Annotated in this window: 20 protein-coding genes and 1 pseudogene; 5 read left to right on the plus strand and 16 right to left on the minus strand. The window is 60.6% G+C overall.

The window, feature by feature from the left end; all coding sequences use genetic code 11:
* Positions 1 to 358: 358 nt before the first annotated feature.
* The 4 genes and pseudogenes from M2401_RS34835 to M2401_RS29645 form a co-directional block, all read right to left on the minus strand.
* Positions 359 to 1,213 carry a methyl-accepting chemotaxis protein gene (locus M2401_RS34835; RefSeq protein WP_409034009.1) on the minus strand — a complete coding sequence of 285 codons (855 nt, stop codon included), beginning with the start codon at positions 1,211 to 1,213 and terminating at the stop codon, positions 359 to 361.
* A 9-nt stretch (positions 1,214 to 1,222) separates the two neighbouring features.
* Positions 1,223 to 2,302 (minus strand): annotated as a pseudogene (locus M2401_RS34840) (cache domain-containing protein); the annotation flags it as partial.
* Between the two features lie 223 nt (positions 2,303 to 2,525).
* On the minus strand, positions 2,526 to 3,494 hold the full coding sequence (locus M2401_RS29640) for a hypothetical protein (protein WP_259109342.1): 969 nt from the start codon (positions 3,492 to 3,494) through the stop codon (positions 2,526 to 2,528).
* 183 nt (positions 3,495 to 3,677) lie between these two features.
* The gene (locus M2401_RS29645) at positions 3,678 to 3,917 is read right to left on the minus strand and encodes a hypothetical protein (protein ID WP_259109344.1); all 240 of its coding nucleotides are present in this window, start codon (positions 3,915 to 3,917) and stop codon (positions 3,678 to 3,680) included.
* A gap of 272 nt (positions 3,918 to 4,189) precedes the next feature.
* Here M2401_RS29645 and M2401_RS29650 point away from each other — a divergent pair, with 272 nt between their 5' ends.
* From M2401_RS29650 to M2401_RS29665, 4 genes are all read left to right on the plus strand, one after another.
* A complete protein-coding gene (locus tag M2401_RS29650; RefSeq protein ID WP_259109346.1) occupies positions 4,190 to 4,744 on the plus strand; it encodes a carboxymuconolactone decarboxylase family protein in 555 nt (184 codons plus the stop codon).
* A gap of 61 nt (positions 4,745 to 4,805) precedes the next feature.
* Positions 4,806 to 5,528: an SDR family oxidoreductase gene (locus M2401_RS29655; RefSeq protein WP_259109347.1), complete on the plus strand. Its 723-nt coding sequence runs from the start codon at positions 4,806 to 4,808 to the stop codon at positions 5,526 to 5,528.
* 48 nt (positions 5,529 to 5,576) lie between these two features.
* Positions 5,577 to 6,215 carry a glutathione S-transferase family protein gene (locus M2401_RS29660; RefSeq protein WP_259109349.1) on the plus strand — a complete coding sequence of 213 codons (639 nt, stop codon included), beginning with the start codon at positions 5,577 to 5,579 and terminating at the stop codon, positions 6,213 to 6,215.
* Positions 6,216 to 6,234: 19 nt separating this feature from the next.
* Positions 6,235 to 7,347, plus strand: coding sequence for an alkene reductase (locus M2401_RS29665; protein ID WP_259109352.1), 1,113 nt, complete (start codon positions 6,235 to 6,237; stop codon positions 7,345 to 7,347).
* Positions 7,348 to 7,545: 198 nt separating this feature from the next.
* Here the strand turns inward: M2401_RS29665 and M2401_RS29670 are convergent, their stop codons facing one another.
* A complete protein-coding gene (locus M2401_RS29670; RefSeq protein WP_259109354.1) occupies positions 7,546 to 8,517 on the minus strand; it encodes a carbon-nitrogen hydrolase family protein in 972 nt (323 codons plus the stop codon).
* A 312-nt stretch (positions 8,518 to 8,829) separates the two neighbouring features.
* The gene (locus tag M2401_RS29675; protein ID WP_259109356.1) at positions 8,830 to 9,579 is read right to left on the minus strand and encodes an SDR family oxidoreductase; all 750 of its coding nucleotides are present in this window, start codon (positions 9,577 to 9,579) and stop codon (positions 8,830 to 8,832) included.
* 191 nt (positions 9,580 to 9,770) lie between these two features.
* Here M2401_RS29675 and M2401_RS29680 point away from each other — a divergent pair, with 191 nt between their 5' ends.
* Positions 9,771 to 10,682, plus strand: coding sequence for a LysR family transcriptional regulator (locus M2401_RS29680; protein ID WP_259109358.1), 912 nt, complete (start codon positions 9,771 to 9,773; stop codon positions 10,680 to 10,682).
* Here M2401_RS29680 and M2401_RS29685 read toward each other — a convergent pair whose 3' ends face one another.
* The 10 genes from M2401_RS29685 to M2401_RS29730 form a co-directional block, all read right to left on the minus strand.
* On the minus strand, positions 10,683 to 12,296 hold the full coding sequence (locus M2401_RS29685; RefSeq protein WP_259109360.1) for an acyl-CoA synthetase: 1,614 nt from the start codon (positions 12,294 to 12,296) through the stop codon (positions 10,683 to 10,685).
* 107 nt (positions 12,297 to 12,403) lie between these two features.
* Complete coding sequence (locus M2401_RS29690; protein ID WP_259109362.1) at positions 12,404 to 13,273, minus strand: oxaloacetate decarboxylase; 870 nt, start codon at positions 13,271 to 13,273, stop codon at positions 12,404 to 12,406.
* Positions 13,274 to 13,287: 14 nt separating this feature from the next.
* Complete coding sequence (locus M2401_RS29695; protein WP_259109364.1) at positions 13,288 to 14,682, minus strand: MFS transporter; 1,395 nt, start codon at positions 14,680 to 14,682, stop codon at positions 13,288 to 13,290.
* A gap of 105 nt (positions 14,683 to 14,787) precedes the next feature.
* Entirely contained in the window at positions 14,788 to 15,480 is a 693-nt protein-coding gene (locus M2401_RS29700) for a GntR family transcriptional regulator (protein WP_259109365.1), read from the minus strand.
* A 159-nt stretch (positions 15,481 to 15,639) separates the two neighbouring features.
* The gene (locus M2401_RS29705; protein WP_259109367.1) at positions 15,640 to 15,984 is read right to left on the minus strand and encodes a DUF3325 domain-containing protein; all 345 of its coding nucleotides are present in this window, start codon (positions 15,982 to 15,984) and stop codon (positions 15,640 to 15,642) included.
* Positions 15,981 to 17,486 carry a PepSY domain-containing protein gene (locus M2401_RS29710; RefSeq protein WP_259109369.1) on the minus strand — a complete coding sequence of 502 codons (1,506 nt, stop codon included), beginning with the start codon at positions 17,484 to 17,486 and terminating at the stop codon, positions 15,981 to 15,983. The genes M2401_RS29705 and M2401_RS29710 overlap by 4 nt, the downstream gene beginning before the upstream one ends.
* Positions 17,483 to 17,788, minus strand: a complete 306-nt coding sequence (locus M2401_RS29715) for a DUF3649 domain-containing protein (protein ID WP_409034006.1) — start codon at positions 17,786 to 17,788, stop codon at positions 17,483 to 17,485. Before M2401_RS29715 ends, M2401_RS29710 begins: the two co-directional genes overlap by 4 nt.
* A complete protein-coding gene (locus M2401_RS29720) occupies positions 17,782 to 20,169 on the minus strand; it encodes a TonB-dependent siderophore receptor (protein ID WP_259109371.1) in 2,388 nt (795 codons plus the stop codon). The genes M2401_RS29715 and M2401_RS29720 overlap by 7 nt, the downstream gene beginning before the upstream one ends.
* 119 nt (positions 20,170 to 20,288) lie before the next feature.
* On the minus strand, positions 20,289 to 21,230 hold the full coding sequence (locus M2401_RS29725) for a FecR domain-containing protein (RefSeq protein WP_259109373.1): 942 nt from the start codon (positions 21,228 to 21,230) through the stop codon (positions 20,289 to 20,291).
* On the minus strand, positions 21,227 to 21,754 hold the full coding sequence (locus M2401_RS29730) for a sigma-70 family RNA polymerase sigma factor (RefSeq protein WP_259109375.1): 528 nt from the start codon (positions 21,752 to 21,754) through the stop codon (positions 21,227 to 21,229). The genes M2401_RS29725 and M2401_RS29730 overlap by 4 nt, the downstream gene beginning before the upstream one ends.
* Positions 21,755 to 21,849: the final 95 nt, after the last annotated feature.

Genomic DNA, 21,849 nt, shown 5'->3' on the forward strand with positions numbered 1-21,849 from the left:
TTGATTCAGTTGTTAAAGAGCGGTGGGTTGATTCTTTCGTCTCAACCGAGGCGCGCATTCTACAGCGTCCTCTGTATCTGTCAAGCGGTTATTTTCATTACTTCATCAACGAAATCAACTACTTAACCCCGCACCAACATCGAGATGCTCGTTAGCGGGAGGCGAATAATACAGGATTAAAACACCTGGTCAACCCCAGTCCGATAATTCTTTTAACCATCAGCAGACCCCGGCTTGCCACAATGAGAATGCCCTGCTTGCGCCCCGCTGCCGCCGGTGTAACGCACCGCGGCACTGGACGACAGCATGCCGCCCAGGCTCACGCTGCTTATATAAGCAGGTTCAGACGCAAACCCGGTCAGTATTTGAAACGCCCCACCAAACCTTTGAGTTGCCCGGAGATATCAGTCAAACGCCCAGAACCGCTCTGTGCCGAATGGGCGAACTCTTCGACCAACTGGGCGTCGGCATGGATTTGCGCAATGTGCCGGTTGATTTCTTCGGCTACCTGGTGCTGCTCCTCCGCCGCCGTGGCGATCTGTGTGTTCTGGTCGCGAATGGCGTCCACTGAAAGCCGGATTTTATCGAAGCTGTTGCGGGCCTGTTCGATACATTCCACGCTGGTTTGCGAGAACTGCAAGCTACCCTGCATCTGCTGCGTTACTTCCTGGGTACGCTTTGCCAGATTGCCGAGCAAACTATCAATCTCACCCGTAGAGTCGGCGGTACGTCTTGCCAGGGCGCGCACCTCGTCGGCGACCACGGCAAATCCACGCCCCTGATCACCCGCCCGTGCGGCCTCGATCGCCGCATTGAGTGCCAGAAGATTGGTCTGCTCAGCGATCGAACGAATGGTGTCGAGGATGCTATTGATGTTTTTGCTGTCCTGTTCAAGCTTCTGCATGGTATCGGTGGATTGCTGCAGATCCTGGCTCAACTTCAGAACGCTGCCCGTGGCCTCGCTGATGTGCTTCTGGCCGTCATGCACATCCCGATATCCATCGTCTGCACTCGAAGCGGCCTGACTGCAAGAGCGGGCAACTTCGTTGGCGGTTGCCACCATTTCATTGAAAGCCGTACTGACAAGCTCCACCGCTTCGCGCTGACGACCGGCGACTCGATCCATATTCTTAGCGACCTCGTGGGTATCAGCCGCTGCACTTTGCAACTCTGACGAAGCGCCACCAATACGCTGCATCAGATGAGCGATCATCCCCAGAAATTGGTTAAACCACCCAGCCAGTACCGCTGTTTCGTCCTTGCCCTGGACTTTGAGTTGACGGGTCAGGTCGCCCTCGCCTTCAGCTATTTCCTGCAAACCATCGGCGACGCCCCGGATAGGTCGCACGATAACACTGGCAAAACTTGCACCGACGATTGCGAAAATGATGGCCAGCGCACCGGCGATAGCTGCGATCAGCCAGGTAAGACTGGATGATTTGGCCATCACCTCGTCGCGCTCAATTAGGCCAATGAACCGCCATCCCAGTCCTTTTGAGCTGACCACGTTGGCCATATATACCTTGCCATCAATCTCGATCTGAGTCGCGCCATCGCCACCTTTGGCAAGGGCCGCATAATTGGCACCGAGGTCAGCCATCGGCTTGAAGTTGTGCTTCGCATCACTGGGATCGACAAGCACGTTGCCGTTAGCCTCGACCAGCATCAGGTAGCCGCTGTCACCCAGCTTGATATTTTTGACGAGTTCGGTCAGTTGCTTGAGAGACACGTCAAGACCGACCACGCCGACCAGACTACCCGCAGCGTCAGTGACCGTATGAACAGTACCGATCAGGGATACATCATCCGGAGCCCAGTAATAGGCGCCCGTACGCACAGTCATGCCCGGTGCGGCGAGGGCAGCCTTGTACCAGGGACGCTGGCGCGGGTCGTAGTTGGAAATCTTGGGATCGTCAGGCCAGCTGGCGTAGCCGCCGTCGCTCAAGCCGAGGGAAAGATAAGCCGTCGTAGGATGGCTCTTGGCGAAGCCATCGAAGATATCCAAGAGCTTATGGTTAGTCTCGGTGAGCGGCAGTTTCGCTGCATCAGCAGCGATGTAACTCTTCAAATCCTTGGCCAGGACGATACGAGGGTCTTTGGCGATGTACTCGACGTTCTGACTGATACCGTCGAAGAACTGTGTCATTCCGTTATCGATCTGGCGGATTTCCCGGCCGCTGCTATCGACGAAATTGTCCCGCGCGGCGTCGCGTACGTTCACTACCACCAGCGCCGCAACCACAATAACGGGAAGACAAGCGATAGCGGCGAATCCCCACGTCAGCTTCTGTTTGATATTCATGATTTCTTCCGTAGGGTTTATAGGTTTTAGTCGGCAGAAACAACGGCAACGCTGTGGTTGATTTTTAGACGGACAGCCACTCACCACTCCTTAAGACTTATCGACCGAGGCCACATATTCCTGAATGCCACTCGCGCGTCTGCAGATGAATAGCATGGTTTCAGATGTTCGGAGCCTGGCTATCGGCTTGCGGCCTCGAAACCGGGCCGACGAGTGAGGGGTATCAGGGATTGGATTTCATCCGGCCGCAGATTGCCGTGCGCAGGCAACCCCAGGCAATTGCTCCGATGATCAGCACCTCGCCTGCGCCAATCAGCAGGTTGAATGAAAATGCGATCGGTTGCTCGGCCCAGTAAAAAATCGTCGACCCCGTGCGAAAGCCGCTGACGCGCAGCCGCCCGGTAAACAGAGCGGGCACCAATGCGACGACGTTTACCAACTCCAGCACTGCCAGGAAGGCGCCCAGCAAGGTCAGCAGGGCGCGTGCAGGAACGCCCGGTTTTTCGGTCGACTCAGACGCAGGCGTGAGTTCCTTTCCTTTAAGCTTGAGTTGCCTGGCGCCCTTCCAGGCACTCTTGCGGGTGGGTGCTGGAGCTGGCCGATATGAGGCTGGCGTCGCACCGGCCGCTGAAGCCGCGACGACCTCGGTGGGCACGGCCACGCTCAGGTAGTCCGCCAGCTCACGCAGCCACAAGTCGGTGCGTTTGCTGCCCGGCACGATAGGAACATTGTCGGTCGTCAAGCGGTGCTCGGTGCCATCGCGCATCACCAGCCACAACTGGGTGTAGGCCGGCTCGGCTTGCGGGCGGCGGCGAAGTTCGAGGTATTTGGGCGCATCAATTCTGAATACCGAATGCACACGCTCGCGGCGTCCGAAAAAGTTGCGGGTGCGACGCTTGCCTTCACCGGCGAGTCGCGACAGCAGCAAAGTCTCGCGCAGGCCGGTGTAAACCATCAGCATCAGGCCAAGGGCTGGAATCAGCAGCAGCCCGAGAACCATCAGTAATAAGGACAGTGGATCCAGGTCAGTCGGCAGAGAATCGCCATCGACAATCGCCAGTACGACAAAAGCCAGCGGCGCGATAAAGCCAAGTCCGGCTGTCAGCAGCACGAACCCGCTTTGCAGCAGATTGCGCGAGTGGATGTGCAGGTCATCCTGCGCGGTGCGCTCGAAACGATGTCCAATCAACATAATGCGCCGCCTTTAAGACCGCTCTCAGGATCGTGACAAGCGGCTGCACGCCGCGGACCAGGATTGTGTTTCAGGCAGCGCAGAATAGCTCATGCCGAAGTCGCCGGGTGGGATGCCGGTCTTGTACAGACAAACTAAAAGCCCAGACGTATGCCTGGGCCTGGATAGGATTATCAGCACTTACTATTCCGCATCAATAAGGCTATCCGTCTTCGCTGTGCCGTTATCTCGATGGGTCTGGGCATCCTGATCAGAGCCCGGATTGCCGGGTGGCGGGTTCCAGTCTTCCGGTCGTTCGTCAGCACCCTGTTTTGGCTCGGAGTCGGCTCGTTCAAGGCCTGAGTCATGGTCCTCTCCCGTATCCAGCGTTTTTTCGTCGGGGCCCGGATATGCCGCCTCCGGTCCATTATTCTCGATCGCCATAACGGCTCTCCCATCTGCGGCGCAGGACATCTGCGCATAAGAGTGTGAAAGGTAGCGCGAGGAGGAAGTGCCACTAAGCCGACGGGCGGAGCTCGCATCACGCGCCACTGCGCCTGTGCTCGCCAGCAAGTTGGCTCTTGCCGAAGCCCTGCCTTGACCACCACTTATTCCCCCCAAGCATGACTCATATGCCCCTGCCCTGCGTTCCGCAGCCCGTCCGGTAACAGCAAGATAGCCCCAGCACTCTTGCTGCCCCATCCAAGGACACTGCGATGACTACTTTTACCCGTCACACCCTCGATACCGCTCCAGCCGAATCCCAACCCATTCTGGCAGCCGTCAAAGGCGCCTTTGGCTTTGTGCCGAACCTGCAGGGCCACATGGCCGAATCGCCGGAGTTGCTCGCCGGTTACAGCCAGCTGTGGGACTTGTTCGGCAAAAGCACACTGACAGCCCATGAGCAGCAAGTGGTTTACCTGACCTCCAACTTTGAAAACAACTGCTACTACTGCATGGCCGGTCACACCACCCTGGCCAAGATGATCGAGATGCCCGCCGATGTCATCGAAGCACTACGGGCAGGTAGCGTGATTCCTGACGCGCGGCTTGAGGCCTTGCATGTGTTCACCACGGCCGTGGTCCGTGAGCGTGGGTTCGTCGGTGATGCAGGCGTCGAAGCCTTTCTGGCAGCAGGCTTCACTCGGCGCAATGTGCTTGAGGTAGTGCTCGGCGTCGCCACCAAGGTGATGAGTAACTACACCAACCACCTGGTGCATACCCAACTGGACCCGTTCATGAAAGGCAACGAGTGGACCAAACCGGTCTAAACGGTCGCCTGGGCCTGCCCTCCCTCAGCCCGTCCTGCGGGCTGTTCTCCAAGGAACACAAATGAATAGCCGTACTTTCCTGATTACCGGTGCCAGCAAAGGCATCGGCCGGGCGCTGGCCCAGTCCCTGGCGGATGCCGGTCACCGCGTTGTCGGCATTGCCCGTCATGCCGATGACACTGACTTCCCCGGCATTCTGGTTCCGGTTGATCTAAGCGATCGCCAGCAAACACAGCAGGCCCTTGATGAACTGGCCCGGCAATACCGCTTCGATGGATTGGTGAACAACGTTGGCCTGGTACGCCCGCAACTATTGGGCGAAGTGGATCTGGATGATTTCGATGCAGTGATGCGCGTGAACCTGCACGCCGCCCTCCAGGCCACCCAAGCGCTGTTGCCGGGCATGCGAGCGCGGGGATGGGGGCGCATCATCAATATCTCCAGCCTGACGGTACTGGGCATTACCCATCGTACGGCGTACGCCGCAGCCAAGGCAGCGATGGTCAGCTTTACCCGCTCCTGGGCACTGGAACTGGCTACCACGGGCATCACCGTCAATGCCGTTGCGCCGGGCCCGACAGAAACCGAATTGTTCCGCGCCAACAATCCGCCTGGCAGCGAGGGCGAGGCGCGCTATCTGTCCGGCGTCCCTCTGGGCCGCTTCGGCAAGCCAGAAGAAATCGCTGCGGCGATTGCCTTTCTCCTGTCCGAACACAGCAGCTTCATTACCGGCCAGACCCTGTTTGTCGACGGCGGCGCATCAATCGGCAAGGCCGCCTTTTAGCCACCGTCTCAGCGACCGGCCCTCCCACTTGTAACGAGAATTTTGAATATGTTGATCGTTCACGCTTTTGCGACGCCCAACAGCGTCAAGGTGCCCATTGCCCTGGAAGAACTGGGGCTCGAATACCAACTGCTGGCGGTCAATATCCGCCAGGGCGAGCAGAAGCTTGCGGCCTTCGTTTCGTTGAACGCCAACGCCAAGGTCCCAGTGCTGGTCGATAGCGAAGCCAACGACGGCCAGGGCATGGTGCTGACCGAATCGGCTGCCATTCTGGTCTACCTGGCCGAACGCTATAAACAGCTGCTTCCGGCGCAAGGCGTGGAACGCGCCAGGGTCTTCGAACAATTGTTTTTCCATGCCAGTGCCCTGAGCCCCGCGTTCGGCCAATCCGGCTTTTTTCAAAAGCTGGCCAGCGAGCCCAATCCTGTGGCCGTCGCCCGCTTCCACGGCGAAGCCAAACGCGTCCTGGCCGTTATGGACGGCCAGTTGGCCAACAGCGAGTTCGTCGCGGGCAGCGGCTTTTCCATCGCTGACATCGCCCATTTCGGCTGGCTATGGCGCCGTGAATTTGCCGGGATCGACTTCAGCACCAGCCCGAACGTCGAACGTTGGTACAACGCCGTCAGCCAGCGGCCTGCGGTGATTCGCGCCATCGAACGAACCAACGCCCTCCTCCCTCAAGCCTGATTCCAAGGACTGCACATCTATGAGCAAGCAACTGCTGTTCACTCCGACATCGGTCGGCCCGTTTACGCTTAAACATCGCGTGGTAATGGCGCCCCTGACCCGCATGCGCTCCAGCGAAGGCAATGTGCCCAACGAAATGATGGCCGAGTACTATGCCCAACGCGCTACCCCCGGCGGGCTGATCATCGCCGAAGCGACCCCGGTTTCGCCTTACGGCTTCGGTTATGCCGGTGCGCCCGGAATCTTTACCCAGGCCCAGGTCGAGGGCTGGCGCAAGGTCGTGGACGCCGTGCATGCCAAGGGCGGTGTGATATTCCTGCAGCTGTGGCACGTAGGCCGTCAATCCCATTCCTTGTTGCAACCGGGCGGCATCGATCCGGTGGCACCATCGGCAATCCAGGCAGAGGGCTATGCCTATGCCCAGAGCGGTGCCGTGCCGTTCGGCATGCCACGGGCGCTTCTGCTCGAGGAAATACCCGCCATTGTTGAAGAATTCCGTCACGGCGCAGAACTCGCGAAAAGCGCAGGCTTCGACGGCGTTGAAATCCATGGCGCCAACGGCTATCTGCCCGATCAGTTCCTGCAGGATGGCACCAACAAACGCACCGACGCCTATGGCGGTTCGATCGAAAACCGCGCCCGCTTCCTCCTGGAAATCACCTCGGCGGCGACATTGGTATGGGGTCCGGGGCGTGTCGGCGTGAGGCTGAGCCCGTCCAGCAGCTACGGCTCAATGCACGACAGTGATCCAGAGGAGACCTTCGGTTATGCCGCCAAGGCACTCGACACGCTGGGGCTGGCCTACCTGCATATCGTAGAACCCCGCATCAAGGGCGACGACACCCTCGATAAAGACGCCGCGCCCGTTGCCGTCCACTACTTGCGCCCCTTGTTCTCCGGGCCGATCATTGCTGCTGGCGGATTTAACCGGGAAAGCGCAGAAGAACTGCTGTTCCAGGGCGATGCGGATATGGTCGCATTTGGTCGTGCATTCATAGCCAATCCGGACCTGCCACGCCGCCTGCAGGAAAACCTGCCGCTCAATGCCTACGACCGGGACACTTTCTATGGCGGCGATGCTGGCGGTTATACCGATTATCCGTTTGCCGCCCAACAGGTAAGCAGCGAATAATGAAAAGCCTGTAAGCCATCAATATTACTTACAGGCGAATTTTATCATCTACTATTGCGCATTAATACAACTCCCCCCTACAAGGGTACCGTTCTAAACCACTCACCGACGAGTGCCATATAATTAATAAGCAATCACAAGGCTACGCTTCAGCAGGCGGTCTTACTGCGCTCTGCCTCACAATAGGGGCCACGTATATCAATCCTCAAACGAAACAACATTCTGACGACGACGATCAACTACCAGTCGCGTCACGTCCGGACGGGAATAGTGACCCGCATGATCCAGATTCTGTCTTTCGCGGCGAACTTCATTGCGGTCCAGCGTTGCCACCAACAGACATTCCTCACCGACAGCCGGAGGGATCACCCACTCGCCATTTGGCGCAGCGATGCATGAACCGCCGTTCGCCAGGACCTCAGGGCAATTGGCGAGTATCAGGTCCAGGTGCGGGGTATCGGCGGGGAAATCTTCACGGCGCATCAAGGCCGATACCGAGATGGTGTAACTGCGCCCTTCCTTGGCAATGAAGCGGGTGATGTCATCGGTATTGCGCAAATTGCCCGGCCACAGCGCCACATGCAGGTCCTCGCCTTGCGCATACAGCGCGGCACGGGACAGCGGCATCCAGTTTTCAAAGCAATTGAGGCCGCCCACGGTAAACGAATCCAGTGGGTGAACCCGCAAGCCGTGCCCATCGCCCGGCGACCAGGTCAGGCGCTCTTCATAAGTCGGCATCAGTTTGCGATGTACTGAGCCGATCACGCCGTCCGGGCCGATATAGACCCGCGAGCAATAAACGCTGTAGCCGCCACGATCGGCCGGCCGCTCGATACAACCGAGCATCACGGCGATGTTATGCCTGGCTGCGGCAGCGCAAACGGCGTCCAGGTGCCCGGCTTCGATCTGTACTGCCTGCTGCAGGTAGTAAGCATGGATATCTTTCTGGATCGAGTTATTGAAACGCGCGCCGTCGGTCAGCTCCAGCCAGAACGGATAGCCAGGTAACAGTGCTTCGCCGAAGGTGACGAAGCGGCAATGCTGCGCAGCGGCCCGTTCGATGTAATCGATTACTTTCGCAACCGTCGCGTCACGATTCAGCCAGACCGGCGCGATCTGCGCCAACCCGACTGTTAATAGATCCAGGTTTTGTGTTTGCGTGGAAGACATGCCGTTATTTCCTCGGGTAAATACCGAATGCGTTTATGCATCCGGTTTAATCAATCATGGAGTCGCTCTCTATGATTCATATCCTACCCAGTACGTTGTAGGCTGCCATCCACCCGAAAATCAAATGCGCAAGATTACGCAAGTGGCGTAATCAGTCAGACGCAAGAACAATGATTCGCCTCTCGTAAAGCAAGGCGCCAGATCATCAGAATTAGAAGGGTTCATAAGTTGATTCATTATTGCCACTGTCCTGTATCAACAACTGAATGACCGCAACAGCGCCGCCCGGCATTACGCCGGGCCACGCTGTCCTCAGACCTGGGCCATGCCGCCATCGACGAACAGTTCGATGCCGTTGATGAAGCTCGCCGAGTCAGAGGCCAGAAAGGCCACGGCCTTGCCGATTTCCTCTGGCTCACCCAATCGGCCCAGCGGCACCTGGGAGGCCAGGGCATCGAACAGGCCCTGACGCGCTTCTTCAGGGACCAGGTCACCCAGGCCAGGCGTGCGGATCGGGCCGGGGCTGACCACGTTGACGCGGATGCCACGGTCTTTCAGGTCCAGCGCCCAGGACCGTGCGAAGTTGCGCACTGCGGCTTTGGAGGCGCTGTACACGCTGAAGTTGGCGGTGCCACTGACCGAGGTGATGGACGAGGTGAGGATCACCGAGGCGCCGTCGGTCAACAGCGGCAAGGCTTTTTGTACGGTGAACAGCACGCCGCGTACGTTGGTGCCGAAGATGCGGTCGAAATGCTCTTCGGTGATGGCACCCAGGGGCAACATGTCGCCGCCACCGGCATTGGCGAAGAGGATGTCCAGCTTGCCGGCGCTCTTGGCGATCTGGGCGTAGACCGCGTCGAGGTCGGAAAGCACCGAAGCGTCGGCACGAATCCCGGTTGCGGCGGCGCCGATGTTGGCGACTGCGGCGTCCAGTTCCGCCTGGCGACGACCAGTGATGAAGACCCGGGCACCTTGCGCTGCCAGTGCCTGTGCGGTGGCCAGGCCGATGCCAGTGCTGCCGCCGGTGACCAGTGCGATTTTGCCGTTCAGTTGTGCGTTCATGATTGACTCCGATTCGTGACTTGAGAGATTGGCTTGGGCCCCGACCTGCGTTGGCGACCTTGTCGCAGCGCCTGCTGTCCGGGCCATGGCGCTACTCTAGGCCTCGACCCATTATTGAAAAAGCGCGCACAATGGAATCACTATCCACGTACATGGATAATCCAGCGACTATCTACAAAGGGTCTGAATGAATGGATCAGCTTTCGGCAATACGTGCCTTTGCCCGGGTCGTGGAAGCAGGCAGCTTTACCCGCGCCGCCGCCTCCCTGGATATGCCCAACGCCACGGTGAGCAAACTGGTGCAGGATCTCGAGGCGCATCTGAACGTACGCCTGCTGCAACGCACGACACGGCGGGTCACGGTGACGCCCGAGGGGCAGGACTATTACGCCAAGGCCACCCGCGTGCTGCGCGATCTTGAAGACATCGACTCGTCATTCAATATTGCCCGCAGCACACCGCGCGGGCACCTGCGGATCGACGTCGGCGGCTCAACGGCGCGGGATGTACTGATTCCGCTGCTGCCGGATTTCCTCGCGCGCTATCCCGATATCCGCATCGACCTGGGGGTGTCCGATCGCTCGGTGGACCTGATTGGCGATAACGTCGATTGCGTGATTCGCGGCGGCCCGCTGGACAGCTCATCATTGATCGCACGGCCTATCGGGCGGGCGCCGATGCTGACCTGCGCGACGCCCGCCTACCTCAAGCAATACGGCGTACCGGCTTATCCTGAGGAACTGAAAAACGGCCACAAGCTGATCGGCTATCTATCGACGCGTACCGGCCGGGCCTTTGCGTTTCGCTTTGAGCATGAGGGGGAACGGAGCGAGATTGCCATCGACTATCGGGTCGGCATTAATGAAAGCAATGCCCACCTGGCCGCCTGCGTCGCCGGGCTGGGCATCGTCCAGACCTTTACCTATGCCGTGGATGCTGGCCTGCGCGATGGCAGCCTGGTGGAGATATTGCGCAAGTGGCGGCCACCGGCCTACCCCTTCCACGTCGTCTACCCCCATAACCGCCATGTCACCCAGCGCCTGCGCGTATTTATCGACTGGCTGGTGGAGTGTTTCCCGGCGAGGCTTGGCACAGGCGACTGATCATTCCCTGGCCCTCGCCCGCAACAAAAACTTCTGCACCTTGCCGGTGGAGGTCTTGGGCAGCGGCCCGAAAATCACCGTTTTCGGCACCTTGAAACCGGCCAGCCGCTCACGACAGAAATCGATGATCTCGACCTGGCCGATCTGTTCATGGCCGGGTTTCAGGGCGATGAACGCGCAGGGTGTTTCGCCCCATTTGTCGTCAGGCTTGGCGACCACGGCGGCCTCCAGCACGGCCGGATGGCGATAAAGGATGCCTTCGACTTCGATGGTGGAGATGTTTTCGCCGCCGGAAATAATGATGTCCTTGAGGCGGTCGCGGATCTCCAGATAACCGTCGGGATGCCACACCGCCAGATCGCCGGAGTGAAACCAGCCATCGCTGAAGGCTTCATCGGTGGCCTTGGGGTTGCCCAGATAACCCTTCATCACGGTATTGCCGCGCAGGCAGACCTCACCGATGGTCTGGCCGTCCTTGGGCACCGGCACGCCGGTTTCCTGATCCAGTACCGTGACCCCTTCCAGGGTCGGGTAGCGCACCCCTTGTCGGGCCTTGACCGTGGCCCGCTCGTCCGCGGACAGCTCATCCCATTCCTCCTTCCAGGCACACACGGTGACCGGCCCGTAGGTTTCCGTCAGGCCGTAGGCATGGGTGATTTCGATGCCCATTGCCTGCACCGAGGCGATGACCTGGGCTGGCGGCGCGGCACCGGCAGTCATGGCCCGCACCGGGTGCGCGAACGTCACCACCTCGGCGACGTTGGCCAGGCCATTGAGCACGATGGGCGCGCCGCACAGATGGCTGACCTTGTGTTCGTTGATCAGGCTGATGATTTTCTGCGGGTCGACCCGGCGCAGGAACACATGGGTCCCGGCCTGGGCGGTGATGGTCCAGGGGTAGCACCAGCCATTGCAATGGAACATCGGCAGCGTCCACAGATAAATCGGATGCAGGCCCATGCCCCAGGCCATCTGATTGCCGATTGCATTCAGAAAGGCGCCGCGATGGTGATAGACCACGCCCTTGGGATCGCCGGTGGTGCCTGAGGTGTAGTTGAGGGAAATCGCTGCCCACTCGTCTTCGGGCCATTGCCAGTCGAAATCGGCATCGCCGCTGGCCAGTAACTCATCGTAATCCAGCTCGCTGAGTTGTTCGCTGGCGGCATATTCAGGGTCGTCTACATCGATCAGCAGCGGCGGCGTTTCCAGCAGCGCCAATGCGGCGCGAATCACTCCATGGAACTCCCGGTCGGCAATCAGTACCTTGGCTTCGCCGTGCCTGAGCATGTAGGCAATGGCCGGGGCATCCAGGCGCACATTCAGGGTATTGAGCACGGCACCGAGCATTGGCACGGCAAAATGCACTTCGAGCATCGCCGGAATATTGGGCAGCATCACCGCGACGGTGTCGCCCTGCTTGACGCCCTGCCTGCTCAAGGCCGAGGCCAACTGGCGGCAACGCGTGTAGGTCTGGCCCCAGGTACGCCGAATGGCACCATGAATGACTGCCGGATAGTCAGGGAAAGTACTGGCCGTACGTTCGATAAAGCTCAGCGGCGTCAGGGCGATATGATTGGCAGGGCCTTTGGCCAGGCCCTCGAGGAAGATCGACATAGGGGTACCCTTGGCTGATTGTTAGCTCTTGTGGTTGGTACGACGATAGCAGGTGTTCATGCGCGGCGAACCCTGCATCGCTCCAACGGGGTAGCGGCTGCCAATCTTTACTGCGCATGCGTGCGATCAAACTCCCACACCGCCGGGAAGCCCATCAGCTCGCACATTTTCTCGAACGAATACAGCTGTTCCTGACTCTCCAGCGTACCTTTGCGTGCCTTGAGCTGGCCGTAGACCTGATGCAGCGCCTGGGTCACGGCGAGGAATCCCGAGGCCGGATAGATGGCCAGGGAGAAACCGAGGCGTTGCAGTTCTGCCGGTGACAATTGTGGCGTACGCCCGCCTTCGACCACGTTGATGATCAAGGGCGCGTCGAAGCGCTTGCCGATGGCTTGCAGTTCTTCTTCGGATTCCGGCGACTCAAGGAACAGCACGTCGGCGCCCGCTTCCAGATAAGCATCGCAGCGGCGCATGGCCTCGTCCAGGCCCAGGGAGGTACGGGCGTCGGTGCGGGCGATGATCAGCATGTCCGGGTCTTGCCGGGCTTGGGCGGCGACGCGGATCTTCTGCACCATGTCCTGTTGGGCAATGACCCGGCGACCAGGGGTGTGGCCGCATTTCTTCGGAAATTCCTGATCCTCCAGCTGAATACCCGCCGCCCCCGCCCGCTCATAGCCGCGCACGGTATGGGCCACGTTGAGCAGGCCGCCGTAGCCGGTATCGGCATCGCAGATGATCGGCGTGCGGCTGGCGGCGCAGAACGCCGTGACCCGGTTGAGCATGTCGGTATAGGTGGCCAGGCCCGCATCGGCTTCGCCCAGGTATGAGGCAACGGTGCCGAAGCCGGTCATGTACAGGCAGTCAAAACCCATGCTGTCAGCCACGCGCACGGAGATCATGTCGAACACACCCGGCGCGACGACCAGTTCGTTACCCGCCAGTTTTGCTTTGAGTTGCTTTCTCAAGGATGCAGTCATGACAGCTCTCTCACTTAATGATGAAGGTCTTTGGTGGCGCCCAGGTGATGCTCGGCGCGCGGCGACTCGGGGGCCTGCTCGGCAATGTCTTCAAGGGAGCGGCGGTTGGTTTCGATGCCGAAGAAAAACAGCACGGCGGCCATGACCAGCAAGGCGCTGATAATCACCAGCAGCACATTCTCAATATTGCCCAGGGCATACACGGCCACCACTATATGCGGCGCGGCGATCCCGGCAATACGCCCGGCCGCCCCTGCCACACCACTGCCGCGCATGCGGTTTTCGGTGGCGAACAATTCCGGGATATAGGTGGCGATGCCCAGGGCAACCAGCAGATAAGTCAGGGTGAACAGCACGAAACCCAGGCCCACGGCCATCTCGATGCTGCTGGACTGGCCGTAGAACCAGCCGACCACGGCGGCGGCAATGGAAATCACGATGATGCCGTTCTTGCGCCCGATACGGTCAGCCAGCGCGGCGCCGACCAGCGCACCCGCCGGACCGCCCAGGGACATGAGCGCGGTGTAGCCCAGAGAGGCCTTCAGGTCGATGCCCTGATGCAGCAGAAAAGTCGGCACCCAGACGATAAAGCCGTAGATCACCACGTTGATCGCCACCTGCACACAGATGGCGATCCAGGTCCGCCGCCGCAGCGCAGGGCCGAACAGCTCAAGCATGCGTGTCTGCCTGACCGGCGCCGCATAGGTTTCGGTGATCGGCGGCAAGGCGCGGCCCTGGGCGGTTTCGGCTTCGATCTGCTCGAGTATGGCGTTGGCTTCGCTGAAACGCCCCTTGGATTCCAGCCAGCGCGGTGACTCGGGCATTTTCTTGCGCAGCACCCAGATCACCAGGGCGCCAATGCCGACCAGGGCAAACATGGAGCGCCAGCCCACGGTGGGAATCAGCAGGTAGCCGATGAAGGTCGAGAAAAACAGCCCGGCATTGGTGATGAACGACAGGTACGCCGACCATTTGCCGCGCACGGCTGGCGGGATGAACTCGCCGATGGAGCCATAGCCGACGACGATTTCCGCCCCCAGGCCAAGACCCATGATGAAGCGACAGGCGATCAGCCACTCCATGTTCGGCGCGAAGGCTCCGGCCAGGGAGGCCAGGCCGAAAATCGCCAGATTGAATTGATAGGTGAACTTGCGTCCCTTGGCATCGCCCAGCACGCCTGCGGCGATGGCACCGATCAGCATGCCGATGAAGGTCGACGAGAGGAATGCGGCATTGAGCATCAGCGACGACCAGCCGCTGCGCCCCAACTCGCCGAGCACGCCACCGGCCAGGTACAGATCGAAGGAGTCGAGGAACATCCCGCCACCAATCAACCAGAGGATACGTCGATGAAATGTCGACGTGGGTAAACGGTCCAGCCTCGCACCTGCATTTACTGTGCTTACCATCGTTGCGTCTCCTGCCGTTTTTATTTTTGTGTCCCCGTGGGGGCAGCTGCTTACGCGGGCATCAACTTCGGGTACAGCGTTGTCATCGTGGCGATACCACTGCGTTTATTGCTCGATGTCCTCCTCCAGCAGGCTGTGGTTGAGCCTGGCCATGAGCGAGGTTTGCGCGGCGAGGATATGGCAGCGCATGGCCGCCTCCGCCCACGCAGGATTCCTGGCTCGTACCGCCTGCACGATCTCGATGTGCTGGCGCGCGCTGCGCTCGCGGTCGGCATCGCGATAGCTGGCGTAGGTCCACTTGATCAGCGGCACTTCCTTCATCGATTGCAGCGAATGCAACAGGCGGCGATTGCCAGCGGCAGCGGTGAGAATTTCGTGAAAGCGCTTGTTGGTCTCGAACCAGGCGTCGGCAGGCTCGGCGTCCTGATCGAGGCTGGCGATCACCCGCGTGCGCTCGGCCAGGGCATCGAGTTCGATTAGTTGTTCGGCAGTGATCAGCGGCACGGCCTGGCCGACCAGATAAGGCTCAATCAGCAGACGGGCCTCGAAGATCTCCTCGACATCCCGAGCCGACCAGCGCCTGACCCGGGCGCCACGATTGGGCAGCACCTCCAGCCAACCCTCGGCCTCCAGACGCCGAATCGCTTCGCGCACAGGCGTGCGGCTGACGCCAAGGTCCTCGGCAATACGGGACTCACGAAGAAAATCACCAGGCGCATAACGTGCGTCGCTGATGGCTTTCTTGATCATTGAATAGGCGTCGTCTGCAGGAACCAGACTGAGGTGAGAAATTGGCATCGTATACAATTATCCGTAATCAGCTAGTTTTTGTGTTTTATTCGCTGATTAAAACCGTAAATTGTATGCAATATTCTGTCAAGCACGGAATGCAGCCCACACCTGTGGGAGCCCTCAGTCCAATTCGAAGGGTGTGATACTTGAGATCAGCAGCAGGATCTACGCCCGTGCCAAAAAACACCCCACCCCAGCCATCAGCGCCAGGCCCAGCGCCAGCTTGCCAGCAGCCGGGATCAGCCGGGGAACATAGGCCAACGCGAAGTTCAGCCCATAGCCGAGACCAGCCAGCGCGCAGAACCACAGCACCCACGACCGGCCATTGGGCGCCAGCCACAGGCAGCAGGCCAGGGACGCAGCTATACCGATGAAGCCGAGCCAGCGCAGGCTGCGTTGGTTCAGGCGTGTGATGCGACCGTTGAACACCTCTCGGTGATGGCGATTCAGGGACAGGCACAGGGAGGTCAGGGCTGCGTACAACAGCGCCGCCCAGGTCAGTACGATCATGATCTCGACTCGATCTGGCGGGTTGCTCGGGTAGACCGACGACCGCTCGGGCTTCGGCACAGCCGCCACAGGACAAAGGCAAAAGCGCCCGCAAACAGCACACAGAACAGGTTCAGGCCATTAACGGCGTCCGGGCCGGTGATCAGGTCGAGCAACGGTACCCCCGCAAACGCCAAAGCGCACAGCAGCGCCTGTTCGCGCCAGACACGGCGGATCGAGCGTACCTGAGCATGCAGGATCGTCATCAGCCAGACCGCGAAGAACACCTGTACTTCAACGATCTCCCGACCCGGCAAACCGCCAGGAACCAAGCGGTTGCCCCAAAAAAAGCCAGCCATGGCCAGGGGCAGGCCGATTATCACCGCCACGTTCAGCCCCTCGATCCGCCGATACAAGCCGCCGGTAGCATTGCCCTTGCGCTTGACCACCCACAGCTGCAGGCCGGTGGCGATCATGATCGTGCCGCCCAGGCCGCTGATGAACAACAGCAAGCGCAGCAACGGCTCGGCAAAGTGCGCCAGGTGAAGCCCGTAGAGCACGCCGTAGAAGGCCTTGGCCGGCCCAGTGGCGTCCGAGGTTTCGATCAACTCACCGCTCACGCCATTGAGCACCAGGCGTTGTGGCAATGACGACACCTGGTCCTGGGTGTCCCTGATCAGTTCGATCCGCGCATTGGTAGCCCCCGGAGAACCGATGGCCACGCGGGCAATGTGCCCCTCGCCCCACTGCTGGCGGGCCTGTTCGTTCAGCCTGGCGTAAGGTGCCAGGTCGGCCTTTTCCGTTGCCGGTGCCGCCGGTGGAGTGAAATCACGCAGATCGCGGAAGTAGGCGCCGCGATCACCGCCATAGACCAGGTCGATACCCCACGGCACATACATGAACATCAGGGTGACCAGGCCGGTGTAGGTGATCAGCACATGAAACGGCAGGGCCAGCACGCTCAGGGTGTTGTGCGCATCCAGCCAGGAACGCTGGCCCTTGCCGGGGCGGAAGGTGAAGAAATCCTTGAAGATGCGCCGATGGGTGATCACGCCGCTGATAATCGCAATGAACATCAACATACTGGCGACACCGACGATCCAGCGCCCGATGATCGGCGGCAGGCTCAACTGGAAGTGGAAACCGTAGAAGAAGTCGCCGCCGAAGGTCTTGCGCGGCGCAACGGGCTGCTGCGAGGCGGGGTTGAGCAGTTCGCTGTTGTAGCGCCGCTCGCCCGCGGCCTGCCACATGACCTGGGTCACCGGCAGGCGCTCAGTGGGCAGATCAATCAGCCAGGAGTTGGCAACCGGCGCGCGGTCGTGCAGCCAATCCATGGCCTGCTTGAGGGATTGGCTTTGACTGACCGGCGCGCCGGAGGGGATTTCCGGGTGCATCCAGCCGGTGATTTCGCTGCGGTAATAACTGGCGGCACCGGTGAGGAAAATCGCCAGCAGCAACCAGCCGACGATCAGCCCCGACCAGGTGTGCAGCCAGGCCATGCTTTGCCGAAAGCCCTCCTTCATGCCCCACCTCCCGACAGCCATAGATAGCAGCCGCCCAGGATCAGGCAAGGAATCATCAAGCCGTACCAGGCACGCCAGGCCGAGCGCGCCGCGAACACCCATATCACCGCCATGCACAGGACCAGGAAAGCCGGCAGCGTCGCAGTCAATGCCGACTCGACACGGCTCAGCGACAGGCTCAGGGCCAGGCATGCCGTGACCAGTGCCGTCAGGGTATAACCACCCACCAGGGCGGCCATTACACGGGAGAACACCGCCAGCCGATAACGGCCGGACGCTGCGGTTGCGATCGGTTTTACCACTGGTAGCTCACTGTGCCGATAAGGCTGCGTTCATCGCCGTAGCGACAGGAAGTGCTGCACGACAGATACGACTCGTTGGTCAGGTTCTGGGCTTTTGCGGCCAGTTGCCAATGCTCGTCGATGTCGTAGCTGACCCGGGCGTCAAAGCGGGTATAGGCCGGGATCTTGCGTTCGGTGATGGTCGGCGAGGTGCGGGTGGTACCGGTGTACAGCGCACCAAGGCCGACCTTGACCTGGGGCAGGCCGAACCCGGCGAGGCGGTAGTCGGTCCAGAACGACGCGTTGTGGTACGGCACACCTTCCAGGCGCTTGCCGACATTGCTGGCCACGTTATCTTCCAGCACATGGGCGTCGGTGTAGGTGTAGCCCGCCGTCACACTTAGGTTGTCGGTGAGATCAGTCTTGCCTTCAAGCTCCAGGCCCTTGGAGCGGCTTTTGCCGTATTGCTCATATTGGGCCGTCAGCGAGTTGTAGCTCAGGGCGTTGGTCTGGGTCAGGGAGTACAGCGCGGCGCTGAGCAGGGTATTGGCGCCGGGCGGCTGGTAGCGGATACCGACTTCGTACTGCTCGCCTTCGATCGGGTCAAAGGTGCCGGCCACGCCCGGGTTAGCCACATCGGCGGGCTGGAAAGACTGGCTGTAGCTCGCATAAGGCGCGATGCCATTATCGAAGCGATAGAGCAGCGCGATGCGCCCGGTGGGTTTCTGATCGCTGCGCGGGGTACGGGCCTGGTTTACAAAGGAGTAATTGCGACTTTCCGCCCAATCCTGACGCCCGCCCATCAACAGCACCCAGTGATCGTCCAGGGTGATCTGGTCCTGCAGGTAGATACCGGCCTGGCGACTGTGGATATCCCAGCCGGAGTCCGGCGCGGTATTGGCGCCGACACCGGTGTAAGCGAAGGTCGAGAGGTCCAGGGTCGGCGCCAGTTGCGGCACCGTCGCACTGATATGGCGATGGGTGTCGTAGGTCTTGTGGTAGTAGTCGACACCGGCCAGCAGGGTATGGCGCCAGCGGCCTGCGTCGATTTTCCATTCGACGTTGTTATCGCTGGTCCAGCCGGTGGAGCGCTCCTGGCGTTCGCTGTAGCGACGGGTCAGCTTGTTGCCGGAAATCGAAAAGGGAATCAGATAATTCCACGACACGTCGGCCTGGTAATAACGCAGGGCGTGGCGGACTTTGAGGGTATCGCTCAGGCGCTGCTCGAATAGATAGCCCACCGTGTCGATACGGCTGTTGAAGTGATCGTAGCCGGGCTCACCGACGAAATCGTCACGACCGATCTTGCGCCCGGGATTGGGGCTGTAGGTGGTCATGGCGTAGGTCAGCGGCGGCGTCAGCCCGGTCAGGGCTTCGGTGTGGCTGGCCAGTACGGTGAGGGAAGTGTCTTCGTTTGGCCGCCAGGTAAACGAAGGCGCGATAAAGCGTTTGTCATCACGGATATGATCGACCTGGGTGTCACTGTCGCGCCACAGACCATTGAGCCGATAGGAGAACTCGCCCTCCTCGTCCAGCGGCCCGGCCAGGTCGAAGGTGTACTGCTGGCGATCATGACTACCGTACTCGGCGCTGATCCGGTGCAGCGGCGTATCGGTGGGACGCTTGCTCACGGCATTGATCAGGCCACCGGGCGACAACTGCCCGTACAGCACCGACGACGCCCCCTTGAGCACCTCGGCACGTTCCAGGCCGAACGGCTCGATGCCACCGTCGTAGACGCTGGATTGCAATTTCATGCCGTCCAGCAGCACGCCACCGGTACCGGAGCCAACGTTGAAGCCGCGCAAGGTGTAGTCGTCCGCCACCCGGCTGAAGCCATTCGGCTGGCTGACAAAGCCTGGCGTGTAGCCCAAGGCGTCGGCCAGGGTATCGCTCTTGCGGTCGTCCATCTCGGCACGGGTGACCACGGAAATCGATTGCGGCGTTTCGATGATCGGCGTGTCGGTCTTGGTCGCACTGGCCGAGCGTTTAGCCACATAGCCGGATACCGGGCCGTAGGCGCTTTCCTGATCGGAAAGCGCATTAACCGTCGACACGCCAAGGGTCAGCACGCCCGTTTCCGGTTGCACGCTCAGGGCGCCGCTGGCACTCACTCGCAGGGACAGGCCGCTGCCTTGCAACGCTTGCCCCACCGCTTGTTCCGCAGTCATCTGCCCGGATACCGCATGGGCCTGACGGCCTTTGACATCATCGGGCAGAAACACCACCTGGCGACCGCTGCGTTGGCCGATGGCAATCAGGCTCGCCTCCAGCGGACCGGCCGGTAACGAGTAGCTTTGCAGCTCAGCAACCGCGCCCGCTTGTGCAGCGAGGGTCAGAGGAACAGGCGCAACGATAAAGCTGATGGCAATGGCCAGGGGGCACAGGAACTGGGGACGCATGAGTGAATGACTCTCCGGTGTCGGGACAGGATTGCTGTGAACGTCACAGCGCTGCCTTTGTTGTGCAACGAGGCCGGAGAATATTAAGAGGCGCGATGAAATATTTTTCTGAGGGTCCATCAGCCGAGGGACATCCGGGTCCAGAGCCCCAGGAAACGCTCGATACGCAACGGCAGCACATCAGCCATTGCCGCCAGTGCCTGGTCGCTGTGATCGAGGCTGAACAGTCCGGATATTTTCAGCTGCCCCGCATCCGCGCTCAGGCTCAGCACGCCGCGATGATAAGGGCGCAGGGCCTCGATGACCGAGGCCAGCGACTGGTCACGGGCCTCCAGCATGCCCTGGGACCAGGCCGCCGCGCTGACGGCCGGCGTGCCAACCCCTTCGATACCGGCGCTCGTCAGGCGCGCGCCCTGCCCTTGCGCCAGGGTCATGCGGCTGCCGTCACGGTGCGTCACCAGCACGCTGTTGTGCAGTGCCCAGACCCGGGTCTCGCCGGGGAACAGCATCATCATGCAGCGCCCCTCGGCCAGGCTGGCAGTGCCCAGGCGCGAGCACAGGCGGAACAACTCGCGATCGGCAGCCTGCACATCGGCGATGACGCCGCCGTCGAGCAACTCGACATCGCGCTTGCGCCGCTCAAAGTCCAGATTCACCGCGCTTTGCGCGTTGAGCAACAGGGAAGAGCCGTCCGGCAAGGTAATGCGCTCGCGCTGGGCGGTGCCGGTATTCAGGTCGGCACGTAACCCGGCAAGCTGCCAACCCGGTCGCGTCAGGCAATAACTGCCCGCCGCCAGCCCGCCCAGGCCCAGCGCCCCACGCAGGAAGGTGCGTCGATGCAGGGGTGGATCCTTGGCCAGCATGCGCCCGGAGACACCCTCGACCCCGGCAAAAGTCGCCTGCAGGCGTTGCTGCAATTGCTGCCAGGCCTCCTGATGCTGCCGATCGGCCGCCAGCCAGCGTTCGAAGGACTGCTGTTGCTGCGGATCGAAACAGCCCGAGCGCTGATGGGCCATCCAGTCAATGGCCTCCTGCACGGCACTGGACAGCGCCGCGCTCATGCCAGGGCCTGGAAGCAGGCACGCAAGCCCTGCACCACATATTGATGAACCCGGGGCGCTGAAACACCCAGTTCCCTGGCAATCTCTGCGTAGGTCATGCCATCGAGCTGGCTGTACAGAAACGCCGCCCGGGCCCGGGAAGACAGACCATCAAGCAGCCGGTCGATCTCGATCAGCGCCTCCACCGCCAGGGCCTGCTGCTCCGCCGACGGGGCGAACTGCTCGGGTTCGTTGGCCAGGGCCTCGAGATAGGCGCGCTCCAGATCACGACGGCGCCAGCTGGCGTACATCAAGCGCTTGGCAATGGTCGTCAGCAGGGCTCGCGGCTCGCGAATCGAATGCGGATCCTCCAGCGCCACAACCTGGGCAAAGGTTTCCGAAGCCATGTCCGCCGCATCACTGGGGCAAGCCAGACGCGCGCGCAACCGTTCGAACAACCAACCGTGATGGTCGCCGAACAGTTGATGAAGCAGATGCTGGCGCGCCGTCAGAGAGGCGCGAGGGACACAGGAATGGACAGCCATTGCGAATCACGAATGAAAATGGTTATCAATTCTGACAAATTGTAAAAGCCGTTGCAATGAAAGGTGCAGGTGCAGGCTCAGGGGCAATGACTGAG

It is taken from the genome of Pseudomonas sp. JUb42, from assembly GCF_024807945.1.
Lineage (GTDB): Bacteria > Pseudomonadota > Gammaproteobacteria > Pseudomonadales > Pseudomonadaceae > Aquipseudomonas.

What these genes read in the sequence shown, in the direction of transcription:
- M2401_RS34835 (WP_409034009.1), bottom strand. Translation starts at nt 1,213, where the DNA reads ATGATCGCTCATCTGATGCAGCGTATTGGTGGCGCTTCGTCAGAGTTG.
- M2401_RS29640 (WP_259109342.1), bottom strand. Translation starts at nt 3,494, where the DNA reads ATGTTGATTGGACATCGTTTCGAGCGCACCGCGCAGGATGACCTGCAC.
- M2401_RS29645 (WP_259109344.1), bottom strand. Translation starts at nt 3,917, where the DNA reads ATGGCGATCGAGAATAATGGACCGGAGGCGGCATATCCGGGCCCCGAC.
- M2401_RS29650 (WP_259109346.1), top strand. Translation starts at nt 4,190, where the DNA reads ATGACTACTTTTACCCGTCACACCCTCGATACCGCTCCAGCCGAATCC.
- M2401_RS29655 (WP_259109347.1), top strand. Translation starts at nt 4,806, where the DNA reads ATGAATAGCCGTACTTTCCTGATTACCGGTGCCAGCAAAGGCATCGGC.
- M2401_RS29660 (WP_259109349.1), top strand. Translation starts at nt 5,577, where the DNA reads ATGTTGATCGTTCACGCTTTTGCGACGCCCAACAGCGTCAAGGTGCCC.
- M2401_RS29665 (WP_259109352.1), top strand. Translation starts at nt 6,235, where the DNA reads ATGAGCAAGCAACTGCTGTTCACTCCGACATCGGTCGGCCCGTTTACG.
- M2401_RS29670 (WP_259109354.1), bottom strand. Translation starts at nt 8,517, where the DNA reads ATGTCTTCCACGCAAACACAAAACCTGGATCTATTAACAGTCGGGTTG.
- M2401_RS29675 (WP_259109356.1), bottom strand. Translation starts at nt 9,579, where the DNA reads ATGAACGCACAACTGAACGGCAAAATCGCACTGGTCACCGGCGGCAGC.
- M2401_RS29680 (WP_259109358.1), top strand. Translation starts at nt 9,771, where the DNA reads ATGGATCAGCTTTCGGCAATACGTGCCTTTGCCCGGGTCGTGGAAGCA.
- M2401_RS29685 (WP_259109360.1), bottom strand. Translation starts at nt 12,296, where the DNA reads ATGTCGATCTTCCTCGAGGGCCTGGCCAAAGGCCCTGCCAATCATATC.
- M2401_RS29690 (WP_259109362.1), bottom strand. Translation starts at nt 13,273, where the DNA reads ATGACTGCATCCTTGAGAAAGCAACTCAAAGCAAAACTGGCGGGTAAC.
- M2401_RS29695 (WP_259109364.1), bottom strand. Translation starts at nt 14,682, where the DNA reads ATGGTAAGCACAGTAAATGCAGGTGCGAGGCTGGACCGTTTACCCACG.
- M2401_RS29700 (WP_259109365.1), bottom strand. Translation starts at nt 15,480, where the DNA reads ATGCCAATTTCTCACCTCAGTCTGGTTCCTGCAGACGACGCCTATTCA.
- M2401_RS29705 (WP_259109367.1), bottom strand. Translation starts at nt 15,984, where the DNA reads ATGATCGTACTGACCTGGGCGGCGCTGTTGTACGCAGCCCTGACCTCC.
- M2401_RS29710 (WP_259109369.1), bottom strand. Translation starts at nt 17,486, where the DNA reads ATGAAGGAGGGCTTTCGGCAAAGCATGGCCTGGCTGCACACCTGGTCG.
- M2401_RS29720 (WP_259109371.1), bottom strand. Translation starts at nt 20,169, where the DNA reads ATGCGTCCCCAGTTCCTGTGCCCCCTGGCCATTGCCATCAGCTTTATC.
- M2401_RS29725 (WP_259109373.1), bottom strand. Translation starts at nt 21,230, where the DNA reads ATGAGCGCGGCGCTGTCCAGTGCCGTGCAGGAGGCCATTGACTGGATG.
- M2401_RS29730 (WP_259109375.1), bottom strand. Translation starts at nt 21,754, where the DNA reads ATGGCTGTCCATTCCTGTGTCCCTCGCGCCTCTCTGACGGCGCGCCAG.